Here is a 17,562-nt window from a genome sequence, read left to right as displayed (position 1 = left end):
TCGCCTGTTGTTGATGCCATCTGGCGATTTCTCGGTCGCATGAGTTCCTTGATCCCTTTTGAAATCCGATGAGACACCGCTACAATATCGAGAACACTACTGAGACTTAGTCTCAACAAGGTTCACTCAACCAACTCCCGGTTTCGAAAAACGTTGAAAATTCCCTTGGATGTTGTGGTCAGCCGACCCGTCGTCCACTCGCCCCAAAGTCAGGATCTGCTGTGGTCATACTCCCGTTGAGTGCGATGAGCGCAGGGCAACGTGGCCACATTGTTGACATGGAGGGGGCAAACGAGCTGAGACACCGACTAGAAGAACTCGGGTTTCGCGAGGGAGCTGTCATCGAAGTCGTGCGACCTGGGGAACCCAGCATCATCGCGATCGGCAATCAACGTCTCAGTTTCCGCTGTGATTCGTCTGTCATGATTCTCGTTGAGATTCACACCGACGCAGTCTCGGCAAAATCCCACCCCTGAACGTTCAATATCCAATCTGCAATCCAGAATGATTGCGGCATTGGTTCTCTCCCACTCCCTCTCTTTGACATCACACCATTTCCATGACACTTGCCGAACTGAATCGAATTGGACAACGGGCAACCATTCTGGAAATCTCAGGAGATGATGCAATTGCCACGCGTCTCATGGAGATGGGACTCACCGATGGCGAAGAGATCACCGTCATTGGTTTCGCCCCATTAGGTGATCCTGTGGAGTACGCCATTCGTGGCTACCGGCTCTCACTCAGAAAGTCCGAAGCGAAACGGGTCTCGATCTCACTCCTGCAATAGACCTGTCCAACTGTTGGATTCAGATCGAAAGAAGGGCAAGGCAATGACCATCTTTCGTCACTCAAAGTACTTGAGATCTTGATCCCGGAACGCAGTTGCCCCAAGGCGATTTCCTCGAAACAAAGCTTGATTATGTCCTCGGTTGCTCCACCTGCTGCGTCGAAGTCACTGACCATTGCTCTGATCGGAAATCCGAACACTGGCAAGAGCACGCTGTTTAACGGCCTGACCGGTGGCAAAGCCCGGATCGGAAACTTTCCCGGGGTCACTGTTGAAAAGAAGCTGGGGAGCTTCAAGCACAACGGGCACGACGTGCAGGTGGTCGACCTGCCGGGAACGTACAGCCTGTCGCCACGTTCTGCAGATGAAATGGTGTCAGTGGATGTCCTGCTGGGGCGTCAGAAGGACGTGGAACGACCAGACACAATTGTGTGTATTGTCGACGCCAGCAATCTCGAGCGAAATCTCTATCTCTTCTCGCAGCTGCGCGAGTTAGGCATTCCGATGCTGCTCGTGCTGAACATGTGCGACATCGCCGAAAGGAATGGAGTCAGCATCGATGCGAAGCTCCTTGAGGCACGCCTGAATGTCGAAGTCGTTGTCACCTCGGCTCACCAGCGCAAAGGATTGAATGACGTTCGAGATGCCATCCTGCGCGTCGCCAATCGAGAACCGGTTGCTCCTCCGAAGCTTTTTCCGGAGATCTTTGGTCAGGAAACACAACTGCTCAAAGAATGGCTTGTCGGACAGGGGACTGCAGAACCGCCAACATTCCTGCTTGAACGCATGCTGATGGATGTTCACGGGGAAGCAGAACATCAGGCGTCATTGAATCTCAATTCTGACCTCAGCGAATACCTGAGTGCGGCCAGACAACGACTCACTGCAGGCGGATGCCGGATTCCACTCGTGGAAACCAAAGCCCGGTATGACTGGATTCGCAAGCAGCTTGATGGAGTGGTCACGAGAACCGAATCCGCCCATGCTCAAACACACAGCGACAAGATCGACAAATTCCTGACTCATCGGTTCTTTGGAGTTGCCTTCTTCATCGTGCTGATGTTCCTGATCTTCCAGTCGATCTACACCTGGGCCGGCCCCCTGATGGGGATTGTCGAGTGGGGACAGGAATCGATTACCGCACAGATCGCGGCTGTCGTTCCTCCGGGAATGTTGCGCAGCCTGCTGGTGGACGGAATTATTGCTGGTGTGGGATCGGTCCTCATCTTCCTGCCACAAATCGTCCTCTTGTTCCTGTTCATCTCAATTCTGGAAGACTGCGGGTACATGGCACGCGCAGCATTCCTGATGGACAAGTTAATGACGTGCATCGGACTGAGTGGGAAATCCTTCCTGCCTCTGATGTCGTCGTTTGCGTGTGCGATCCCTGGCGTGATGGCGACTCGAACAATTGAGAACCGCCGCGATCGAATGGTCACGATGCTGGTCGCTCCGCTGATGAGTTGCTCTGCACGACTCCCGGTTTACGTGCTTCTGATTGGCGCCTTTGTCCCAGCGACAACCTGGCTCGGCGGGCAGATTGGCCTGCAAGGGCTCGTTCTCTTTCTCATGCAGGCGCTCGGGGCATTGATTGCGATCCCCACTGCCTGGCTCTTCAAAAAGACGCTCTTCCCAGGTGAAACTCCTCCATTCGTCATGGAATTACCTGAGTACAAATGGCCATCTGTCCGCATCGTTCTGGACCGAGTCTATGATCGATCCAAGGAATTCGTTGTCCGTGCAGGGACTTTGATTTTCTGTGTCACCATCCTGATCTGGGCAGCTGGATATTTCCCAGGTGACCACACTGTTGTTCATCAACTTGAAGCTCAACAGGAACAGAATGAGGAGAAGATCGACCTTCTCGACAGACAGATTGAGGCTCTGCAACAAGACGAAAAGAAGGAAGAATTCACCAGCAAGATCGCCGAATTTGAGATACAGAAGGAGCAGATCCTCGCTGCATCTTCCGAGACACAAGACCGCATCAATCACATGAATGGTGAGTTGATTCGGGGAAGCCTTCTCGGACAGATCGGACTCGCAATTGAACCGGTCGTTGCTCCGCTGGGATGGGACTGGCGGATTGGTATCGGGGCCATCGCTTCCTTCCCTGCTCGTGAAGTGATTATCGCCACGCTGGGAACGATCTTTAGTCTCGGAGGCGATGTTGATGAAGAAAACCCCGGTCTGATCGGGATGCTTCAGTCTGCCACTCGCCCAGACGGTTCTCCATTGTTTACGCTGCCGGTCGCACTTTCTGTGATGGTGTTCTTTGCATTGTGTGCCCAGTGTGGAGCAACACTGATGGTGATTCGTCGGGAATCAAACAGCTGGAAGTGGCCGATCTTTACTTTCGTCTACATGACCGTGCTGGCGTATGTGGCTGCATTCCTTGTCTACCAGATCGGGACTGCGATAATGGGATAAAGCGGGACAATTTGTTCTGTCCCGTTTTGATTCGGTGAAGTTCGCGCTCTCTCAATCAGAGAGAGCGCCATCGTGGATGAACCGCTTTGAAGGTGATCACCATGATTGACGGCATCATTGACTGGCAAACGCTGATCACCGCAGGCATCGTTGTGATGGCTGCCATTCTGCTCATTCGAAATAGCTGGCGTTCCTTGACCGGATCATCTGCCGGGTGTGGTTCAAAGTGCAGTGGTTGCCCCTCAAATACGAGTGACACCAAAGACGCTCAACGCTCCTCAATCGTCTCTCTTGAAGACTTCACAAAGTCCTCGGGGAAGAAGCGGTAACTGAATGAGTCGTTGTTGACTGCACTCGAAATCGCAACAAACCAGTTTCGGTGGTTCGACGGTCTCTCAGGCCAAACTCGGCAGTCACAGGCAGAGCAGCGCAGGGAGCGTCGTCAATCTTCCTGACGATCGTTCCCCCAATTTCTTATCGCTCAGGTCTTCAGGGTGAGTTCGCTTTACGCTGGAACTCTTCTTTCCAGGCTTCTCTTTCTCGACTTCGGCGTGCTAACCCGTTGCGAAATTTCCATTTCAGCCGCTGATATCGGTTGTGCGCAATATGCCAACTCACTCGCGTCTCCTGACCGCTTGCACCAGCTGTTCTGGTCATTCAGGTTATGACTCATAGAAAATCGGGGCAAACAGCGTCGACATTGCGACGGTTTTTCCGACTGTCACAATTATGCAACGAGCAAACTTCAGCTCAACGAAAAAGTTTACCAGAACAACCAAAACCATCCAGAATCGCCAAAGCTCCTGACGATAAAAGTGAGGAGTCCTATTTCGTTCAGAGCGACGGCAACACGGAACTGTCGCAAAACGAAGGTTGAACAGATCACGCCACGAGCCCCCTGGTCCGTGATCAAAGACTGGCCAGACCGGCCATTTGAGGAGAAGTCTCATGTTCGTCGAATACAAAGAAATCGAACCTGCAGAACTGCGTCGAATCGAGCAGGAGTTCTCCGAGCAGCGGACTGCACTGAATGACGAAGCCGAACAACTCACCCAACGGTTGCTCGCATGGCGAGAACGTCGCGCTGCGATTGACGAAGCTCTGGAAAAACTGCGTCAACGCCTGACGGCCCTTCCTGTTCGGTAAGTCGCGTCCAGAGGTCACGATGTGAAATCCTGACTGATGGCAATCAATCACAGATCTCAGATATCAGGCGTTTCAGTCAGAAGAATACGATGAGATGACGGCGGTAAGGGACGACAACAGGACAACTGCGGAACAGAGCGTTCCCTGTTGCTCTGCAGTTTCATTTAAGCCGTTATTCTCTATCATGTTCGCACTCAGGGACTCGTGACGAACTGTGGTTTCTCTTCCAGAGAACGCCCTTTGTGATCGCAGACATTCCTGAATTCACGGACAACGCATTCTTCTCTGGTATCTGCAGTCATGACATCTTCAAACCAAGCTCCTGTCGTCGTCGGTCTGGGCGAACTCCTGTGGGATGTCTTCCCTGATGGGAAACGGTCAGGTGGGGCACCGGCCAACTTTGCTTTCCAGACAGGACAACTTGGCTGTCACGGCGTTCTCGTCACTCGGGTCGGAACGGACAGTGAAGGGGATGAACTGCTCGACTCACTGAAGGACAAGCAACTCGATTTGTCCGTCGTTCAACGTGACCCGGAACGCCCTACCGGTTGGGTCTCAGTGACGCTGCAGGATGGGCATCCTTCTTATATCATTCACGAGAACGTGGCCTGGGACGCGATCGAACTCACTCCAGAACTTGAAGCTGTGATGAAGAAGGCAGACGCGGTCTGCTTTGGAACACTGGCTCAGCGAAACCCGATTTCACGCAAGGCAATTCAGGCTGCCGTGGCGTTAACTCCGGAAACAAGTCTGCGTGTTTACGACGTCAACTTGCGACAGAGCTACTACCACCCTGAGTGGATCAGGGCGTCTCTGCAGTTGGCGAACTTCGTCAAACTGAACGATGAAGAACAGCCACTGATCGCAAACCTGCTCGGGTTGTCGCACGATCCAGTCGAGTTCTCACGCCAGCTGATCCAGCAATTTGGAGTGCGGCTCGTCTGCATTACTCGCGGAGCACTCGGCTGCCTCGTGATCACAGAATCCGAGCAGCATGACATCGCTGGCCGTCCAGTGAAGGTCGCCGACACCGTTGGAGCAGGGGACTCGTTCACCGCCGGATTCGTCTTCGCTCAACTGCAAGGCTGGCCGGTGGGCCTCTCCGCTGAGTTCGCGAATCGAATTGGAGCGATGGTCGCCTCACGACAAGGGGCAATGCCAGAACTCACCAGAGAATTCGCTCAACTGGTTGAACAGTATCAGCCATAGAGCAAATCGCAGGTACTCGCAGCAGGCATCAGAACAACGATCAAGATGACTGGGATAGGGCTCAAATGCTCCCGTCCCAGTCATTTCTGCATACAAAGCACCCGGTCTGCTGAGCTTCCCCAAAAATCACAATGGCCTGACCTCTGGAATTGTGTGCAAGACGCTGTAACCTGATTTTCCGGTTTCAGTTTCGTCGATCATCAAATCCTGCAAATGATCCACATGATTTATTCGCCACAACATGGATTGATTGGCTAGAATTGATGAAAGGCAGGCGGGCACATCAACAGGTGCAGGTAAGCAGGTGCAGGTAAGCAGGTGCAGGTAAGACGATGAACTTGGCTGTCAGGTGTCGACTCCGCAGTCTGATCGAAAACACATGAGCACTGTTCCGACTCACAAACCCGTCAATCGACGCGACTTCCTCGGCAAGACTGCCCGGAATGCCGCTGGCGTCGCAGTCGGAGTTCTCAGTCTCGGTGCTTCCCAACGAATTGGTCCCAATGAAACAATTCACGTCGGCGTGATTGGCATGGGGGATCAAGGGCGAGATCTGGCTGGTCGAATGTCCTCGCTGCCGGGCGTTCGAGTTGCTGCAATTTGCGATGTCGATGTTCAGGCACTCGCTTCAGCACAGCACCAGATTTCTGATCGTGCCGGATACCGTCCCGTCGCCATGACGCGACATGAACAACTGCTTGAGAAGAATGACCTTCACGCTGTTGTCATTGCCACGCCTGATCACTGGCACGCCGCAATCTGCCGAGATGCCTGCCTGGCCGGGAAAGATGTCTATCTTGAACAGCCTGTTGCGCACTCGATCAACGACGGTCAGGCGATTGTCGAAATTGCGCTACAGACCGGCCGTATTGTTCAGACTGGCTTACCTCAGCGCAGCGGTACTCACTTCCAGTCCGCAATTGAGACACTGCGAGCAGGGGAAATCGGGAAAGTCCATCTGGCAAAAGCTTGGGCAACACATCGTCGTCGCAGCATCGGACACGCTGTCACATCAAACGTGCCTCAAGGAGTTGATTACGACCGCTGGCTCGGCCCGGCCCCCAAACGGGCATTTCAGGCAAACCGCTTTCACCAGCATTGGCCCTGGTTCTGGGATTACGGCTCCGGTGAGCTGGGACAATGGGGCGTTCAATTACTCGACGTGGTCCGCTGGGGATTGGACCTTGATCTTCCCACACGTATCGCCGCGACCGGTGGAAATCGTGTGCTGAAAGATGATCGCGAAACCCCAGACACAATGACCGTTCAATTCGAGTTCCCAACAGTTGACGTAACTTGGGAACATCGACAGTGGAACCATCGCGGGCTCGAAGGCCGGACCGCAGCGGCTGCATTCTATGGCGAACAGGGAACACTCGTCATTGATCGCAGTGGCTGGAAGATCTACGACGGCCCGTCAGGCCGCTTTGCTGATGCAAGCGAGCTCCACCAAAGCCACCTGAGTAACTGGCTCGATTGTATTCGCACCAGACACAAAGCAAATGCTGACCTGTCCATCGGGCAGAAGAGCATGGCAATGTGTCACCTCGCAAACATTTCTTACCGGCTTGGCCGTGAAGTCCGATTTGATCCTCGGGCGATGGCATTCATTGGAGACACCGCTGCTGACCAATTGCTGGTTGGCAAAATCAGTGGAACCTGACCTCATCAGGAGGGGGCATGTCAGGAAAAAAGGTAATCATTGACGCTGATCCGGGAATCGGTGACGCGATTGCAATTGCTCTTGCACTCTTTGACCCAACACTTGACGTGATTGCGGTGACATCCACCGGCGGAACGGTCTCCGGAGAGCAAGCTTACCGCAACCTGCAAACAATCATCTCACTGATCGATCCGCCACGCTGGCCACGGCTGGGTTGGTGCACCTCCCCGCGAATCGCGTTGCCGGATCGCCCTGAGCGGACCGGAATCCTCTTGCACGACGGTTTTCACGGGCTCGGAGATTGCGAAATCATCGAAGCGCTGCCGCATGCGCCGATCGATTCGACAAAACTTTTGGTCGATATTGTCCGGGAGTACCCCGGCGAGGTCACACTTCTCACCCTAGGTCCGTTGACAAATGTGGCACTCGCCATGGAACGTCACCCCGAATTCCTGCAGCAGCTGGAGTTACTCGTCAGTTTCGGCGGCTCATTAAAGGGGCAGGGAAACGTCACTCCGGCAGCAGAATTTAACATCTATGCAGACCCGGAATCGGCTCGTTTAATCCTCAAATCGCCCGCCACAAAAATCCTTGCTCCTCTCGATATTTGCTCACACTTTGGGCTGACGTTCGACCAGTACGATGCCCTTGAAGTTGACCAGTTCTCTCGGCTTGGTCAGTTCCTTTCAAAGTCACTTCCGTACGCGTTACGCGAGAGCCGGATTCAGTTGGGCCGCGAAGGACTCCTGCTTCCGGAAATTGCCGCATTCGTCACACTTGTTCATCCTGAACTTTTCGAACGTCAGTCGCTTCAACTCGACGTCGAAGTCTCAGGCGAACTGACACGGGGGATGACCGTGTTTGATCGTCGCGGATTGGGACGCCATCAGCCGAATATCGATGTTCTTTGTGGAATCGATTCGGTGGGAGTACGCGACTACGTGACCAAGTTAATTCGCGCCGCAGCCAACCCATAACCCTTTATTCTCTCGCTGAATCGAACCAGCTGACGGTCGCAAATGCAGCAAAATTGCACGCAGAACCTCACTCACTGAGTTGCATCCTTCTTCCCTGCGACGCAACTCAAGTCCCCCATGCCGACCTGCGATGCTGCTCAAAGCACACGTTCAAAGCGACTACGAATTCAGTGTGTCTGAGTGACTTGGACCGATATCGCTGCACGGTGTCCATACACTCGCATCTCGCAAACTCAACAGGCCCGTTAATCGGCAGATCGGGTTGAAAGGACGACAGGTTTGCACTGTGTCCGACCTGAAGTTCAGACCCCATCCGCAATCGGGTTGCGGCTGATTCATGGAAGTCAGAATGGCCGCAGATAACCGACCCATCCCTCTTCGATGTCTGCGCGAAATTTGCTGAGAAATCTGATCCTCCCAAGCAGTCTGAAAGGGATGATCAAGCTGCAGTTCCCGGTTAAGCATTCGGGTCATCCAACAACGTGATTTCTGGATAGTGCGAATGGGAACTGGCCCCTATTCGCAGCTGCACATTCACTACATCTCACCTGAATGTCATAAGGTGTCCAATACAGTCCATACGACCAACATCACCAGACGAACGCATCAAAATGGGCAACTACGACCAACTAGTAAACCTAAAACTGGCTGTCAACCTTGCAAATGGGGCATTTTGGTGGTTCTGTTAAGTCGGCAAGAATGGCCGATTTCGGGATTGAACGCGCGGCGGATTAACGCCAACATTCTCTCTCAGGTAGTCAATGAACACACGAATAATTCGAGTGCTCAGGCAACCTCTGGCCCCATCATGGGCGCCAGACGATGAACGCCGGTTCGCGAGAGCGTGTTGCTTTCGGTTTGGAACAAGAGCTGGCATTCTTCCCTGAAAGGATTGAAGTCGTATGTTAAATCTCCGAATGCTCGCACTCCTTTGCTGCACCATGATGTTTTTGGCTGCAACACCTGCGCAGCCGTTGTCCCAGAACTCAATGATCCAGTCGATGCACAGCGCTGCCAGCCAGCAACGTGCTCGACACGGTCTGCCAGCCCAGCGGCTGGACGAGAATCTGTGCAACGTCGCTCAGCGTTGGGCTCAAAACATGGCAGCACGGGATGTCATGTACCACGGTGGGGGCGAGCAAGTTGTTGCGGTTGGCTATCCGAACGCAGCTTCCTGTATCCAAGGATGGATCAACTCCTCAGGCCATCGCGTCTGGGTTCTAGGACGGAATGGATCTTGCGGTTTTGGTTCAGCACGAAGTGCCAGCGGTCGCATGTACTATGCAGGCGTCTACCGCTAATTGATTCGCTCGAAATTTGATTTCTCTACTAAAGAGAGTTGTGCGACACCTCAATCGCACAACTCTCTTTGTGTTGGATCCTCCCTGAGTTCTCACAGCGTCACGCAGTCGACTTCTCTGAGAACCACTCAGCTCCCCCGCCGAATGGGTGGCCGGTCATCAGAAATCATCTCCCGTGATGGATCCATTCTTAGTTTCTCCAGTCAGATTTATACGTCGTCAAGCCACCCGCCAATGTGAGATTTCTGTTAAACTCTCAACGTAGCCATGCTGAAACTGGCGCGTTTGAGTACATTGGTATCGACCGCGAAATAGATCCCTTTTCGTCCCCTGACTCATGGTTTTGGTGTCTCCACTTCTAAAAGGAGCACCATTCCGGAATGCGGCTGATGGAACCAATCGAGTGCAGGCTGAAAATGTTTTCACACATTGAACCTGTCAGCCCTCGAGTTCCTGTTCCTGCCCAACTGATTTCAATTCAATCTCTTACTTCCCGAGGGTAAGCAATGACAAAGTTCGGTCGAAGTATGCTGGTACTCTTGGCACTCGCCAGTCCAGCCATGGCTGACAACATCCGCGACCTGCAAACAGAAGCAATTGAATCCAAGTCCGCCCCCTGGGGATTCTGGGGCCCAGACGCTACGAACTACATGGGTTGGGGAAGTCACTCCAATCGCCTGATTCCGGTTTATACATTTGGAACCGCGAAGGCAGGGCAGGGGATCAACTTGAAGTCGTATCAGGGAAAGAACAGCCCGTTCGCTTCAGAAGAGAAGTTGAAGGGCCTCTTTGATCATGTTCCTAATGGGACTCTGAATCCGGAAGCGCCATACTTCGATCAGACCAACATCTTTGATATCCAGAAGGCCGCGCTGGCCGCTGGAAAGAAGCATATCATTCTCGTTGTCTTTGACGGCATGGACTGGACAACGACCTGGAATGCTGCGACTTACAAAAACAATGCAGTCGCCTACAAAACCGGTCGCGGAACAGGACTGCACATGCAGGACTACACCGCAAAGGGAACCACTGAGTTCGGGTGGATGGTCACTACCCCTTGGTGCGACGACGCCGATCTCGACATCAACAAGCAGAAAGTCTTGAAGGTCGACACTTCCATGCGCGGGGGATATGCATACGAAGTCGCCGGAATCTATCCATGGTCCGTTTCGACCGACCTTCCGTATCTGATCGGGAAATCAGCTCTCCCCGGTCTGAAGCAGGCGTATACAGATTCCGCCAGCTCAGCCAGCAGCATGACTGCAGGCATCAAGACCTATAACGCTTCAATCAATGTGGGCGTTCACGGAAGTCAGGCCGATGCGATCGCTCATCTGGCTCAACGTCAAGGGTACAAGGTCGGGGTTGTAACAAGTGTCCCCATCAGCCACGCCACACCGGGAGCAGCATACGCCCATAACGTCCATCGTGACGATTATCAGGACATCACCCGCGATCTGCTAGGACTCCCATCATCCAGTCATCCAGAAAATCCGCTGCCCGGCGTCGATCTGCTGATCGGATGTGGACACGGGGTCTCTCGGCCAAAGGATGCAAAACAGGGAGAGAACTTCGTTCCTGGAAATGCCTATCTCACAGACGAAGACCTTCAGAAATCCGACGTGCGAAATGGCGGACGATACGTGATCGCTCAACGCTCAGAAGGAGTCGTAGGAGCTGAAGAGATGCAATCCAAGGCACAGGATGCTGCCGCAACTGGAAAGCGGTTCTTCGGGTACTACGGCGTTTCAAACGGACATCTTCCATTCCGAACGGCAGATGGGAAGTTTGATCCAGCAATCGGTCGCAACAAGAAGGCCGAGAAGTACACCGAAGCAGATGTTAAAGAGAACCCGACACTCGCCCAGATGGCAGACGTGGCTCTGAACTATCTGAACACAGATAACGGCCCATTCTGGTTGATGGTCGAAGCTGGTGATGTTGACTGGGCGAACCACGACAACAACATCGACAACTCCATCGGAGCCGTGATCAGTGGAGACAACGCAGTCAAGGCCGTCACAGACTGGGTCGAGAAGCACAGCAATTGGGACGAGACCGTCATGATCGTAACAGCCGACCACGGTCACTACCTGCATATGGTCGACCCTCAGGTGCTCATCCGAAAGCCTACCGAAAAGTCAGCAGCAGAATAGAAACTTGCCAGACCAGCCCGTCAGGGTGACCAACCATCACACCTGACCGTCCCTTAAGAAAATCAAAACGAGAGTGACCCCAAAGTCACTCTCGTTTTTTCATGCCCACTCTGTGCCAACGCCTTTTAAATCACGCTTAGCTTTCAATAGGGAATAAGCATCTAACAAAGACATACATCCCATCCGATTGGTTGCAAGCAAACCTGAGCACAGGATAATCAATCAAATTAAATACGTCAGAAGTGACAGTTTCATCAAATCCACTGATCAGCGTGAGTTCAAGAATGCAAGTTCAATACAAAGTACTGACACAGAAAGACAAATGGTTTTCTGGGAAGTTCGATCCAGAGGCTCTGGAAAAAGCCCTCAACGCTTACGCCGAACAGGGTTGGAGAGTTAAAGGGATGGCAACAGCCTCGATTCCTTCATTCGGAGGAAGCCGAGACGAAATGGTCATCGTACTGGAGAGAGAGCATGTATGAGACAGTCGCAGATGGAGTGCGCTTCATCGAGGGGATGCCTTCCAATTGTGATATCATTGGCTCAATTGAAGTCCGAATCGATGGGATAATTACATCGGCACAACTCAAGAATCTCACTGATGTCAAAAATCTAATGGCTTCGAAAGCAAGAATGCAGGGAGGCAACGCTGTTGTCCAATTTCAGTATGGACAACGCTCCGTTGGCTTAATTGCTTCACTATTCCTCAGAGATGATGTGAGCTGGTACGGTTCCGGTAAGGTTGCCAGAATTCCCGGCGAACCATAACTCTTCCCCACTTCTAACGCCGAGGCTCGGGGTTGTGCTGCGAAAACGCGTTTCCTGAGGGTTTGATGGCGGTTCTGTGACTATGCATACCGACAAGCGGCCCACCAACGGCAGCGAAACGATGGCATCAGATATCAAAATCACGAAAAAGCCCGCATTTCATGGTAGTGTAGTCCATAACAGGCTTTAGAGGTTAACATTTGACAAATGAGTCAAATTGAATTGAAACCACTCAGGAGCCCCATCATCATATTTCTGAATCAACTCCGACGGTGGGGAACGGAAGAGACGGCTCACCAATGAATTGTCATTCAGACCGGATTTTCGGTAATCCTGCCATATCGGTGAATGCTTTTGGAGAAGGCGCAAATCAACCCAAGAGTCATTTGTAAACCAAGGGAAGGCTCCTGGCTGGACGCTGGAAGCGGACTTTTCTGGGCGTCCGAATAACTGTCTTAGCCTCTTTCTGGATTTTCTGATTCGCTTTCGCATTGGACTTGAGCTTGATGGTAATCCATCGTTTGCATCAATGATATTATTGACACTTCCCGCAAGCCTATTGAACGCACGCACAGTTAAAGCTCTAGAATACTTGCGATGAGGCTCTGCTGAGGCAGCGACATCCAACACACTTGCATGCATGAATGGAACGTCGTGCGGAAAAAATCGCATGCAGGAATGCGCATAAGAAATGTGCTCGTGCCGACTTAGTGGATAAAAGTTAAACCACTCAATGGCGGATCGTGCCCGGAATGTTTTCAGAAACCGGAGATGTGAACGAACTCGTTGATGAATGGCTTCGACAATTTCGGGGCGGATTAGTTTTTGGACGTCGGAAATCCCCTTAGTGGTCATATTAATCGGGGAATTCCAGTTTTTGATGCACCAAATGGGGTTGAATTTATTGTGATAGAACCCAAAGAGTCTTCGTGGTACATAAATCCCCTTAACCAACGTGTCAGCCCGATCACCGCAAAGCAGAAGATCGAAGTCAACTTTCGTTTTTGACAATTTAAGGGCATAACCATGACAGTGTCCAGGTCCTCGTTCATATCCCAGCAGGCGGGCTTCTAATGCGGGGATTTCTGCATACATTTCCGGTTGTCGAATGATGAGACGATGATCCACTCCAACAGCTGTCGCAATTGAATTCGCGATCTCGTTTTCAAAGTTGACGTGGTCTCCATAGGTAATCGCCACAGACCTCTTGTCAGCAGGAATACAGGACAGTACGACACGGGAATCCGCTCCACCACTGAGCGTTGCGGCGACTTTTTTAGAGCCTCGCGTCAGGTCCTCGCCGACGAACCGAAGTGCACTTTCGAGTTGATCGACGGACTCTTGCAAAGATGGCCAACGCTTTGGTTCACTCGGCAGCCAGAGTTGGGTCGTTTGAATTTGTGTTTGATTTGTATTGTTCTTGAAAATTTGGATCTTTGAACCGGGTGAGAATTCTTCCATTCCTGTTCTAGTCGTGAACGGAAACGTCACAGTATTCTTGATTAGAATCTCAGCTAAAGAAATCTCGTCGAAATCGCTTTTGCGCCCTGACAACTCGGCCACAATTTCCGGGTGGGTGCCCAAAACGAGCTGATTCCCCGACTTCGAGGGGGCCTGATAGACCGGGTAGACGCCCATACGATCAGTGAACAGAGTGATCTCCCGGGGTGAGCATGCTCCCAGAACAAAAACTCCAGTCAGATTATGGTAATCTGAGGCTTGTGCCGGTGACTTGGCCAGCTTCAAGACCTCTTCCATCATCCCAGATGGGCCGTTTTTCTCGTGCTCCAACCCCATAACTCGCGGACGTCCAACAGAGAAGTAAAGTTCTCCCTGTCGTTCTAGTGGTTCATAGCCATAACATCGAGATTGCTGTACGCTCACTGTCCCCCAAGGGAATTTCCAAGATCGAACAGGGAGTTCTTCAACACCTGGACGGTTCTGTAATGCGTTTTCAATTCGGGCAGTGTCGATGCGATTGGGGTCATCAACGACGATAATAAAATCAGGCATGGATAGAACTTTTTTTCCTGGCGAGGATTTCGTTCAGGTTTTGTCGCAGGCTCCGCAGGAATCGCCGACCGGAGGGAAGTGCGATTAAACTTCCGATTGCGGCAGCAACCGAAACGGCCATTCCCATTGGAAGTGCAAAAGAGACTGGAGTTAGATGTGGCAAAAAATATCGATAGAGGTGAACAGTTGCTAGAACTGACGCAATGACCCACGTGGGGAGTGCCATCGCTCGATAAAAATCGCGTGCACGAACAGGTCCATGCCGCCCGACGAACCAAAACAGAATTGGAATCGTCAGATAGTATCGTACCGCAACAGAGAGACATACGCCGACCAATCCCCACTGGATTCCGAGGAGAGTGAAGCCAATTTTGAGGGGAGTATCAATGAGGTGGAAAGCGAGATGTTCCTTCATTCTTCCCTGCGTGATGAACAGCCACCCTGTTGAATTCCAAACCGGCAGCAGCAGCGCCCCCACTGCAATAATGCTGAAAATCGACGCTGATTCCTCCCATTGCTTTCCGAGCGTCAGAATGACCAACCAGTCAGAACAGGCGATTGCAAATGCAATGCCCACTCCTACGATTACCATTATCTTTTGAATCGTTTCAAGGTACGCTGCGCGATAGCGTTCAGTTTGTTCGACAATTCGGCTTAGGGACGGAATAGCAACAGCCGAAATGGGACCGTTAATTTGACTCAGAGGAAGCGTGACTAGGCGATATGCCCGTTCGTAAAGGCCAAGTAACGTTGGTCCCAACACTACTCCGACGACAACTTTGTCGAAATTTGAGCCGATATAGTTAATCGAAGAGGCGAGTGTAAGATTCCCGCCAAATGTGAGCATAGACCGAATGCCGGTCCCCCGTCGAAAAGGGCCCGGAACCCATCCACTGCAAATCCAGGTCGTAATGGATTCCGTGAGCGATTGGACGACGGGAATCACTGCAAGTGCCCAATATTCGGCTCCTAGTCGAGCAGCAACAATCGCGGCGACGACTGCCAAGGTGAGAGAGACCACTTGAATGGCAGCCAATGTTCCGAATCGCATTTCCCGGCGAATTAGAGCTTGATGCTGTATTGTGGTTCCAGCCAGCACAAATGTGAAGGCGATCGCAAACGTCAGTCCAACAAGACGTGGCTCCCCAAAAAACCATGCCACCACAGGAGCAAGACTTGCCACAATAGCAGCGAGGCATAGGCCGATCAGAACGTTGATCCAGAATAACGATGAGATCTGAGCATGGGTAATTTCCGCCCGTTGAATTGTGGCCATCGAGAGACCGCCGTCTTTAAACGTCATCGCGAATCCGGTGACAGCAGTGACCATGGCAAATAGGCCGAAGTCGGACGGTGAGAGCAGCCGTGAGAGAACGACAATCTGCGTCGCTTGCAGTAAAAAGAGAATTCCCTGCGAACCAAGGGTGGTTAGCCCCCCACGGATCGAGTGACGCTTGAGATCTGCTCGGACTTTGTCAGTGGAAAAGCGATTCAACTCGTCACTACTATTGACCTCCGTTACGGAGGCATCACTTTTAAAAACGGTCCGATCCTGTCTGGCCAATTGTCCGTCCATCAGCTGTGATCAGTTCATTCAAACCCAAAGGTTTTTCCAAAGAACTCAACCGAAATTACTGATCAATATCTTTTCGTTCTCTCGAAGTGATCGGGAGTAACGTTCTCTATGTTATTCCAAACTCCAAAGATAATCTGGTAGAGTCCAAATCGCCAAGCTCTGTTTCCTTTTTCGCTACAGGTTCTCCAAATTGCCGGATCTGAAGCTTAATTTCGCAGGCTGGGGTCACTTTCTCAACCAATTCGCAAACGCTTATATCATTATTCGCGTGTGACTCGAATTGTGGGCTATTTGGCAGCGAAGATCATTAGGTTCTCGAATCCAATGCCACGTATTCAATCCGCAAGCAGTGCGAACGTGCTTCGAAGGTTCCTCACAACCATACCTGCTCACGCTGCTGACGCCACATGACCATGTCGGCAGAATTTCTCCCCCGAGATCTGCACGCCTCCCCCTCATTTTCGCTGTCTGTTCGCAGACGCACGGCGGGGTAGGGATATTGCCGTAAAGTGGCATTTTCTGGTAGAAGGCGGGCCCCTTCACTCGATTGAAATTCCCCCAACACTCTTCGAGCCAGCCCCATCTCCAAAACAAACAAACCAACATAAACCACTCTCCCAAAACCCTTTACAACTCAAATCACCGCTCGCCTTATTGCGAGATCGTCACCGCGTCATGGAGGACGCATGGCATCGTTTCGTGAACACATTACCGTCAGCAGCATGCTCGGAATCGGCTTTGGTGCCATTTCCGGAATGGCTCTAGGCTATACACCGGCAGAAGCTGCCGTTGCTGGCGTGTTGACAGGCATCGGGGGAATGCTGCCTGATCTGGACAGTCCAACCGCACGACCGGGTCAGGAAATCTTCTCACTCACTGCCTCAATCGTTCCGCTGGTGATGGTCGGGCACGTGCTGAAGTGGAGTCAGTTGCCAGCAACGACCGAGGTGATGATCCTGCTGATGATCGGCATGTATGTCCTCATTCGCTATGGATTGGCGACGCTCCTTACCAAAGTCAGCGTCCATCGAGGAATGTTCCATAGTTTGCCGGCAATGATGATCGCTGCCGAGATCATTTATCTTGTCTACCCGAACCCTGACCCGTTCGTCAAATTGTTGATGGGCGGGGGAGTCGCGCTGGGGTTCCTCTCACACCTGATGCTCGATGAAGTTTATTCGGTTGGCTGGAATGGCCCGATCCCGAAATTGAAAAAGTCATTCGGAACGGCGTTGAAATGGGGAAGCGCCAACCTTGGGCCAACGATTTTCACCTGGGGATTACTGCTGGTCACCACTTTCTTTGTCGGTGAGCAGTCAGGGATCATCGGTCCACCTGTTCAGGAAGAAGCCACTCGAATCGCAGATGAGAAGGCACCAAGGCGTAGAAGGAAGAAAGAGACTTCCACAGCCCCGATCGTGAAGCAAGCGGCGATTCCTGAAGACGAACTGAAAGACGCGCCCCCATTCAAATAGAAAAAGAGCGAACCGCGTTGAACGGTTCACTCTCGTTTGACTCGACTGATCAGGGCAG

General features: G+C 52.1%; 14 protein-coding genes. 12 read left to right on the top strand and 2 right to left on the bottom strand.

The window, feature by feature from the left end; translation table 11 throughout:
* Positions 1-245: 245 nt before the first annotated feature.
* The 11 genes from SH527x_RS00695 (at position 246) to SH527x_RS00645 (ending at position 12,154) form a co-directional block, all read left to right on the top strand.
* Positions 246-476, top strand: a complete 231-nt coding sequence (locus tag SH527x_RS00695; protein WP_437194662.1) for a FeoA family protein — start codon at positions 246-248, stop codon at positions 474-476.
* Between the two features lie 83 nt (positions 477-559).
* Positions 560-790 carry a FeoA family protein gene (locus tag SH527x_RS00690; protein ID WP_437192735.1) on the top strand — a complete coding sequence of 77 codons (231 nt, stop codon included), beginning with the start codon at positions 560-562 and terminating at the stop codon, positions 788-790.
* Positions 791-922: 132 nt separating this feature from the next.
* Complete coding sequence (gene feoB / locus SH527x_RS00685) at positions 923-3,220, top strand: ferrous iron transport protein B (RefSeq protein WP_437192734.1); 2,298 nt, start codon at positions 923-925, stop codon at positions 3,218-3,220.
* A gap of 101 nt (positions 3,221-3,321) precedes the next feature.
* Complete coding sequence (locus tag SH527x_RS00680) at positions 3,322-3,549, top strand: FeoB-associated Cys-rich membrane protein (protein ID WP_437192733.1); 228 nt, start codon at positions 3,322-3,324, stop codon at positions 3,547-3,549.
* 619 nt (positions 3,550-4,168) lie between these two features.
* Positions 4,169-4,366 carry a hypothetical protein gene (locus SH527x_RS00675; RefSeq protein ID WP_437192732.1) on the top strand — a complete coding sequence of 66 codons (198 nt, stop codon included), beginning with the start codon at positions 4,169-4,171 and terminating at the stop codon, positions 4,364-4,366.
* 300 nt (positions 4,367-4,666) lie between these two features.
* A complete protein-coding gene (locus SH527x_RS00670) occupies positions 4,667-5,575 on the top strand; it encodes a carbohydrate kinase family protein (RefSeq protein ID WP_437192731.1) in 909 nt (302 codons plus the stop codon).
* A 379-nt stretch (positions 5,576-5,954) separates the two neighbouring features.
* Positions 5,955-7,238, top strand: coding sequence for a Gfo/Idh/MocA family protein (locus tag SH527x_RS00665; RefSeq protein ID WP_437192730.1), 1,284 nt, complete (start codon positions 5,955-5,957; stop codon positions 7,236-7,238).
* A 17-nt stretch (positions 7,239-7,255) separates the two neighbouring features.
* A complete protein-coding gene (locus tag SH527x_RS00660; RefSeq protein ID WP_437192729.1) occupies positions 7,256-8,215 on the top strand; it encodes a nucleoside hydrolase in 960 nt (319 codons plus the stop codon).
* Between the two features lie 902 nt (positions 8,216-9,117).
* The gene (locus SH527x_RS00655) at positions 9,118-9,516 is read left to right on the top strand and encodes a CAP domain-containing protein (RefSeq protein WP_437192728.1); all 399 of its coding nucleotides are present in this window, start codon (positions 9,118-9,120) and stop codon (positions 9,514-9,516) included.
* Between the two features lie 506 nt (positions 9,517-10,022).
* Complete coding sequence (locus SH527x_RS00650; protein ID WP_437192727.1) at positions 10,023-11,672, top strand: alkaline phosphatase; 1,650 nt, start codon at positions 10,023-10,025, stop codon at positions 11,670-11,672.
* Between the two features lie 284 nt (positions 11,673-11,956).
* The gene (locus tag SH527x_RS00645; RefSeq protein ID WP_437192726.1) at positions 11,957-12,154 is read left to right on the top strand and encodes a DUF4177 domain-containing protein; all 198 of its coding nucleotides are present in this window, start codon (positions 11,957-11,959) and stop codon (positions 12,152-12,154) included.
* Positions 12,155-12,626: 472 nt separating this feature from the next.
* Here SH527x_RS00645 and SH527x_RS00640 read toward each other — a convergent pair whose 3' ends face one another.
* Complete coding sequence (locus SH527x_RS00640; protein WP_437192725.1) at positions 12,627-14,186, bottom strand: asparagine synthase-related protein; 1,560 nt, start codon at positions 14,184-14,186, stop codon at positions 12,627-12,629.
* Between the two features lie 259 nt (positions 14,187-14,445).
* The gene (locus tag SH527x_RS00635; RefSeq protein WP_437192724.1) at positions 14,446-16,029 is read right to left on the bottom strand and encodes a lipopolysaccharide biosynthesis protein; all 1,584 of its coding nucleotides are present in this window, start codon (positions 16,027-16,029) and stop codon (positions 14,446-14,448) included.
* Between the two features lie 686 nt (positions 16,030-16,715).
* Between SH527x_RS00635 and SH527x_RS00630 the strand changes: the two genes are divergently transcribed.
* Entirely contained in the window at positions 16,716-17,504 is a 789-nt protein-coding gene (locus SH527x_RS00630) for a metal-dependent hydrolase (RefSeq protein ID WP_437192723.1), read from the top strand.
* Positions 17,505-17,562: the final 58 nt, after the last annotated feature.

The organism is Planctomicrobium limosum (assembly GCF_051465645.1).
In the GTDB taxonomy this organism is placed as follows: Bacteria; Planctomycetota; Planctomycetia; order Planctomycetales; family Planctomycetaceae; genus Planctomicrobium.
The sequence above is the reverse complement of the archived record's forward strand: the minus strand, read 5'-3'. Positions and strand labels throughout refer to the sequence as shown.

Bases quoted from the DNA above. Each gene is read 5' to 3' on its own strand.
- SH527x_RS00655 (WP_437192728.1), top strand. From the start codon at position 9,118: ATGTTAAATCTCCGAATGCTCGCACTCCTTTGCTGCACCATGATGTTT.
- SH527x_RS00645 (WP_437192726.1), top strand. From the start codon at position 11,957: ATGCAAGTTCAATACAAAGTACTGACACAGAAAGACAAATGGTTTTCT.
- SH527x_RS00695 (WP_437194662.1), top strand. From the start codon at position 246: ATGAGCGCAGGGCAACGTGGCCACATTGTTGACATGGAGGGGGCAAAC.
- SH527x_RS00635 (WP_437192724.1), bottom strand. From the start codon at position 16,029: ATGGACGGACAATTGGCCAGACAGGATCGGACCGTTTTTAAAAGTGAT.
- SH527x_RS00690 (WP_437192735.1), top strand. From the start codon at position 560: ATGACACTTGCCGAACTGAATCGAATTGGACAACGGGCAACCATTCTG.
- SH527x_RS00660 (WP_437192729.1), top strand. From the start codon at position 7,256: ATGTCAGGAAAAAAGGTAATCATTGACGCTGATCCGGGAATCGGTGAC.
- SH527x_RS00650 (WP_437192727.1), top strand. From the start codon at position 10,023: ATGACAAAGTTCGGTCGAAGTATGCTGGTACTCTTGGCACTCGCCAGT.
- feoB (WP_437192734.1), top strand. From the start codon at position 923: ATGTCCTCGGTTGCTCCACCTGCTGCGTCGAAGTCACTGACCATTGCT.
- SH527x_RS00675 (WP_437192732.1), top strand. From the start codon at position 4,169: ATGTTCGTCGAATACAAAGAAATCGAACCTGCAGAACTGCGTCGAATC.
- SH527x_RS00670 (WP_437192731.1), top strand. From the start codon at position 4,667: ATGACATCTTCAAACCAAGCTCCTGTCGTCGTCGGTCTGGGCGAACTC.
- SH527x_RS00680 (WP_437192733.1), top strand. From the start codon at position 3,322: ATGATTGACGGCATCATTGACTGGCAAACGCTGATCACCGCAGGCATC.
- SH527x_RS00665 (WP_437192730.1), top strand. From the start codon at position 5,955: ATGAGCACTGTTCCGACTCACAAACCCGTCAATCGACGCGACTTCCTC.
- SH527x_RS00630 (WP_437192723.1), top strand. From the start codon at position 16,716: ATGGCATCGTTTCGTGAACACATTACCGTCAGCAGCATGCTCGGAATC.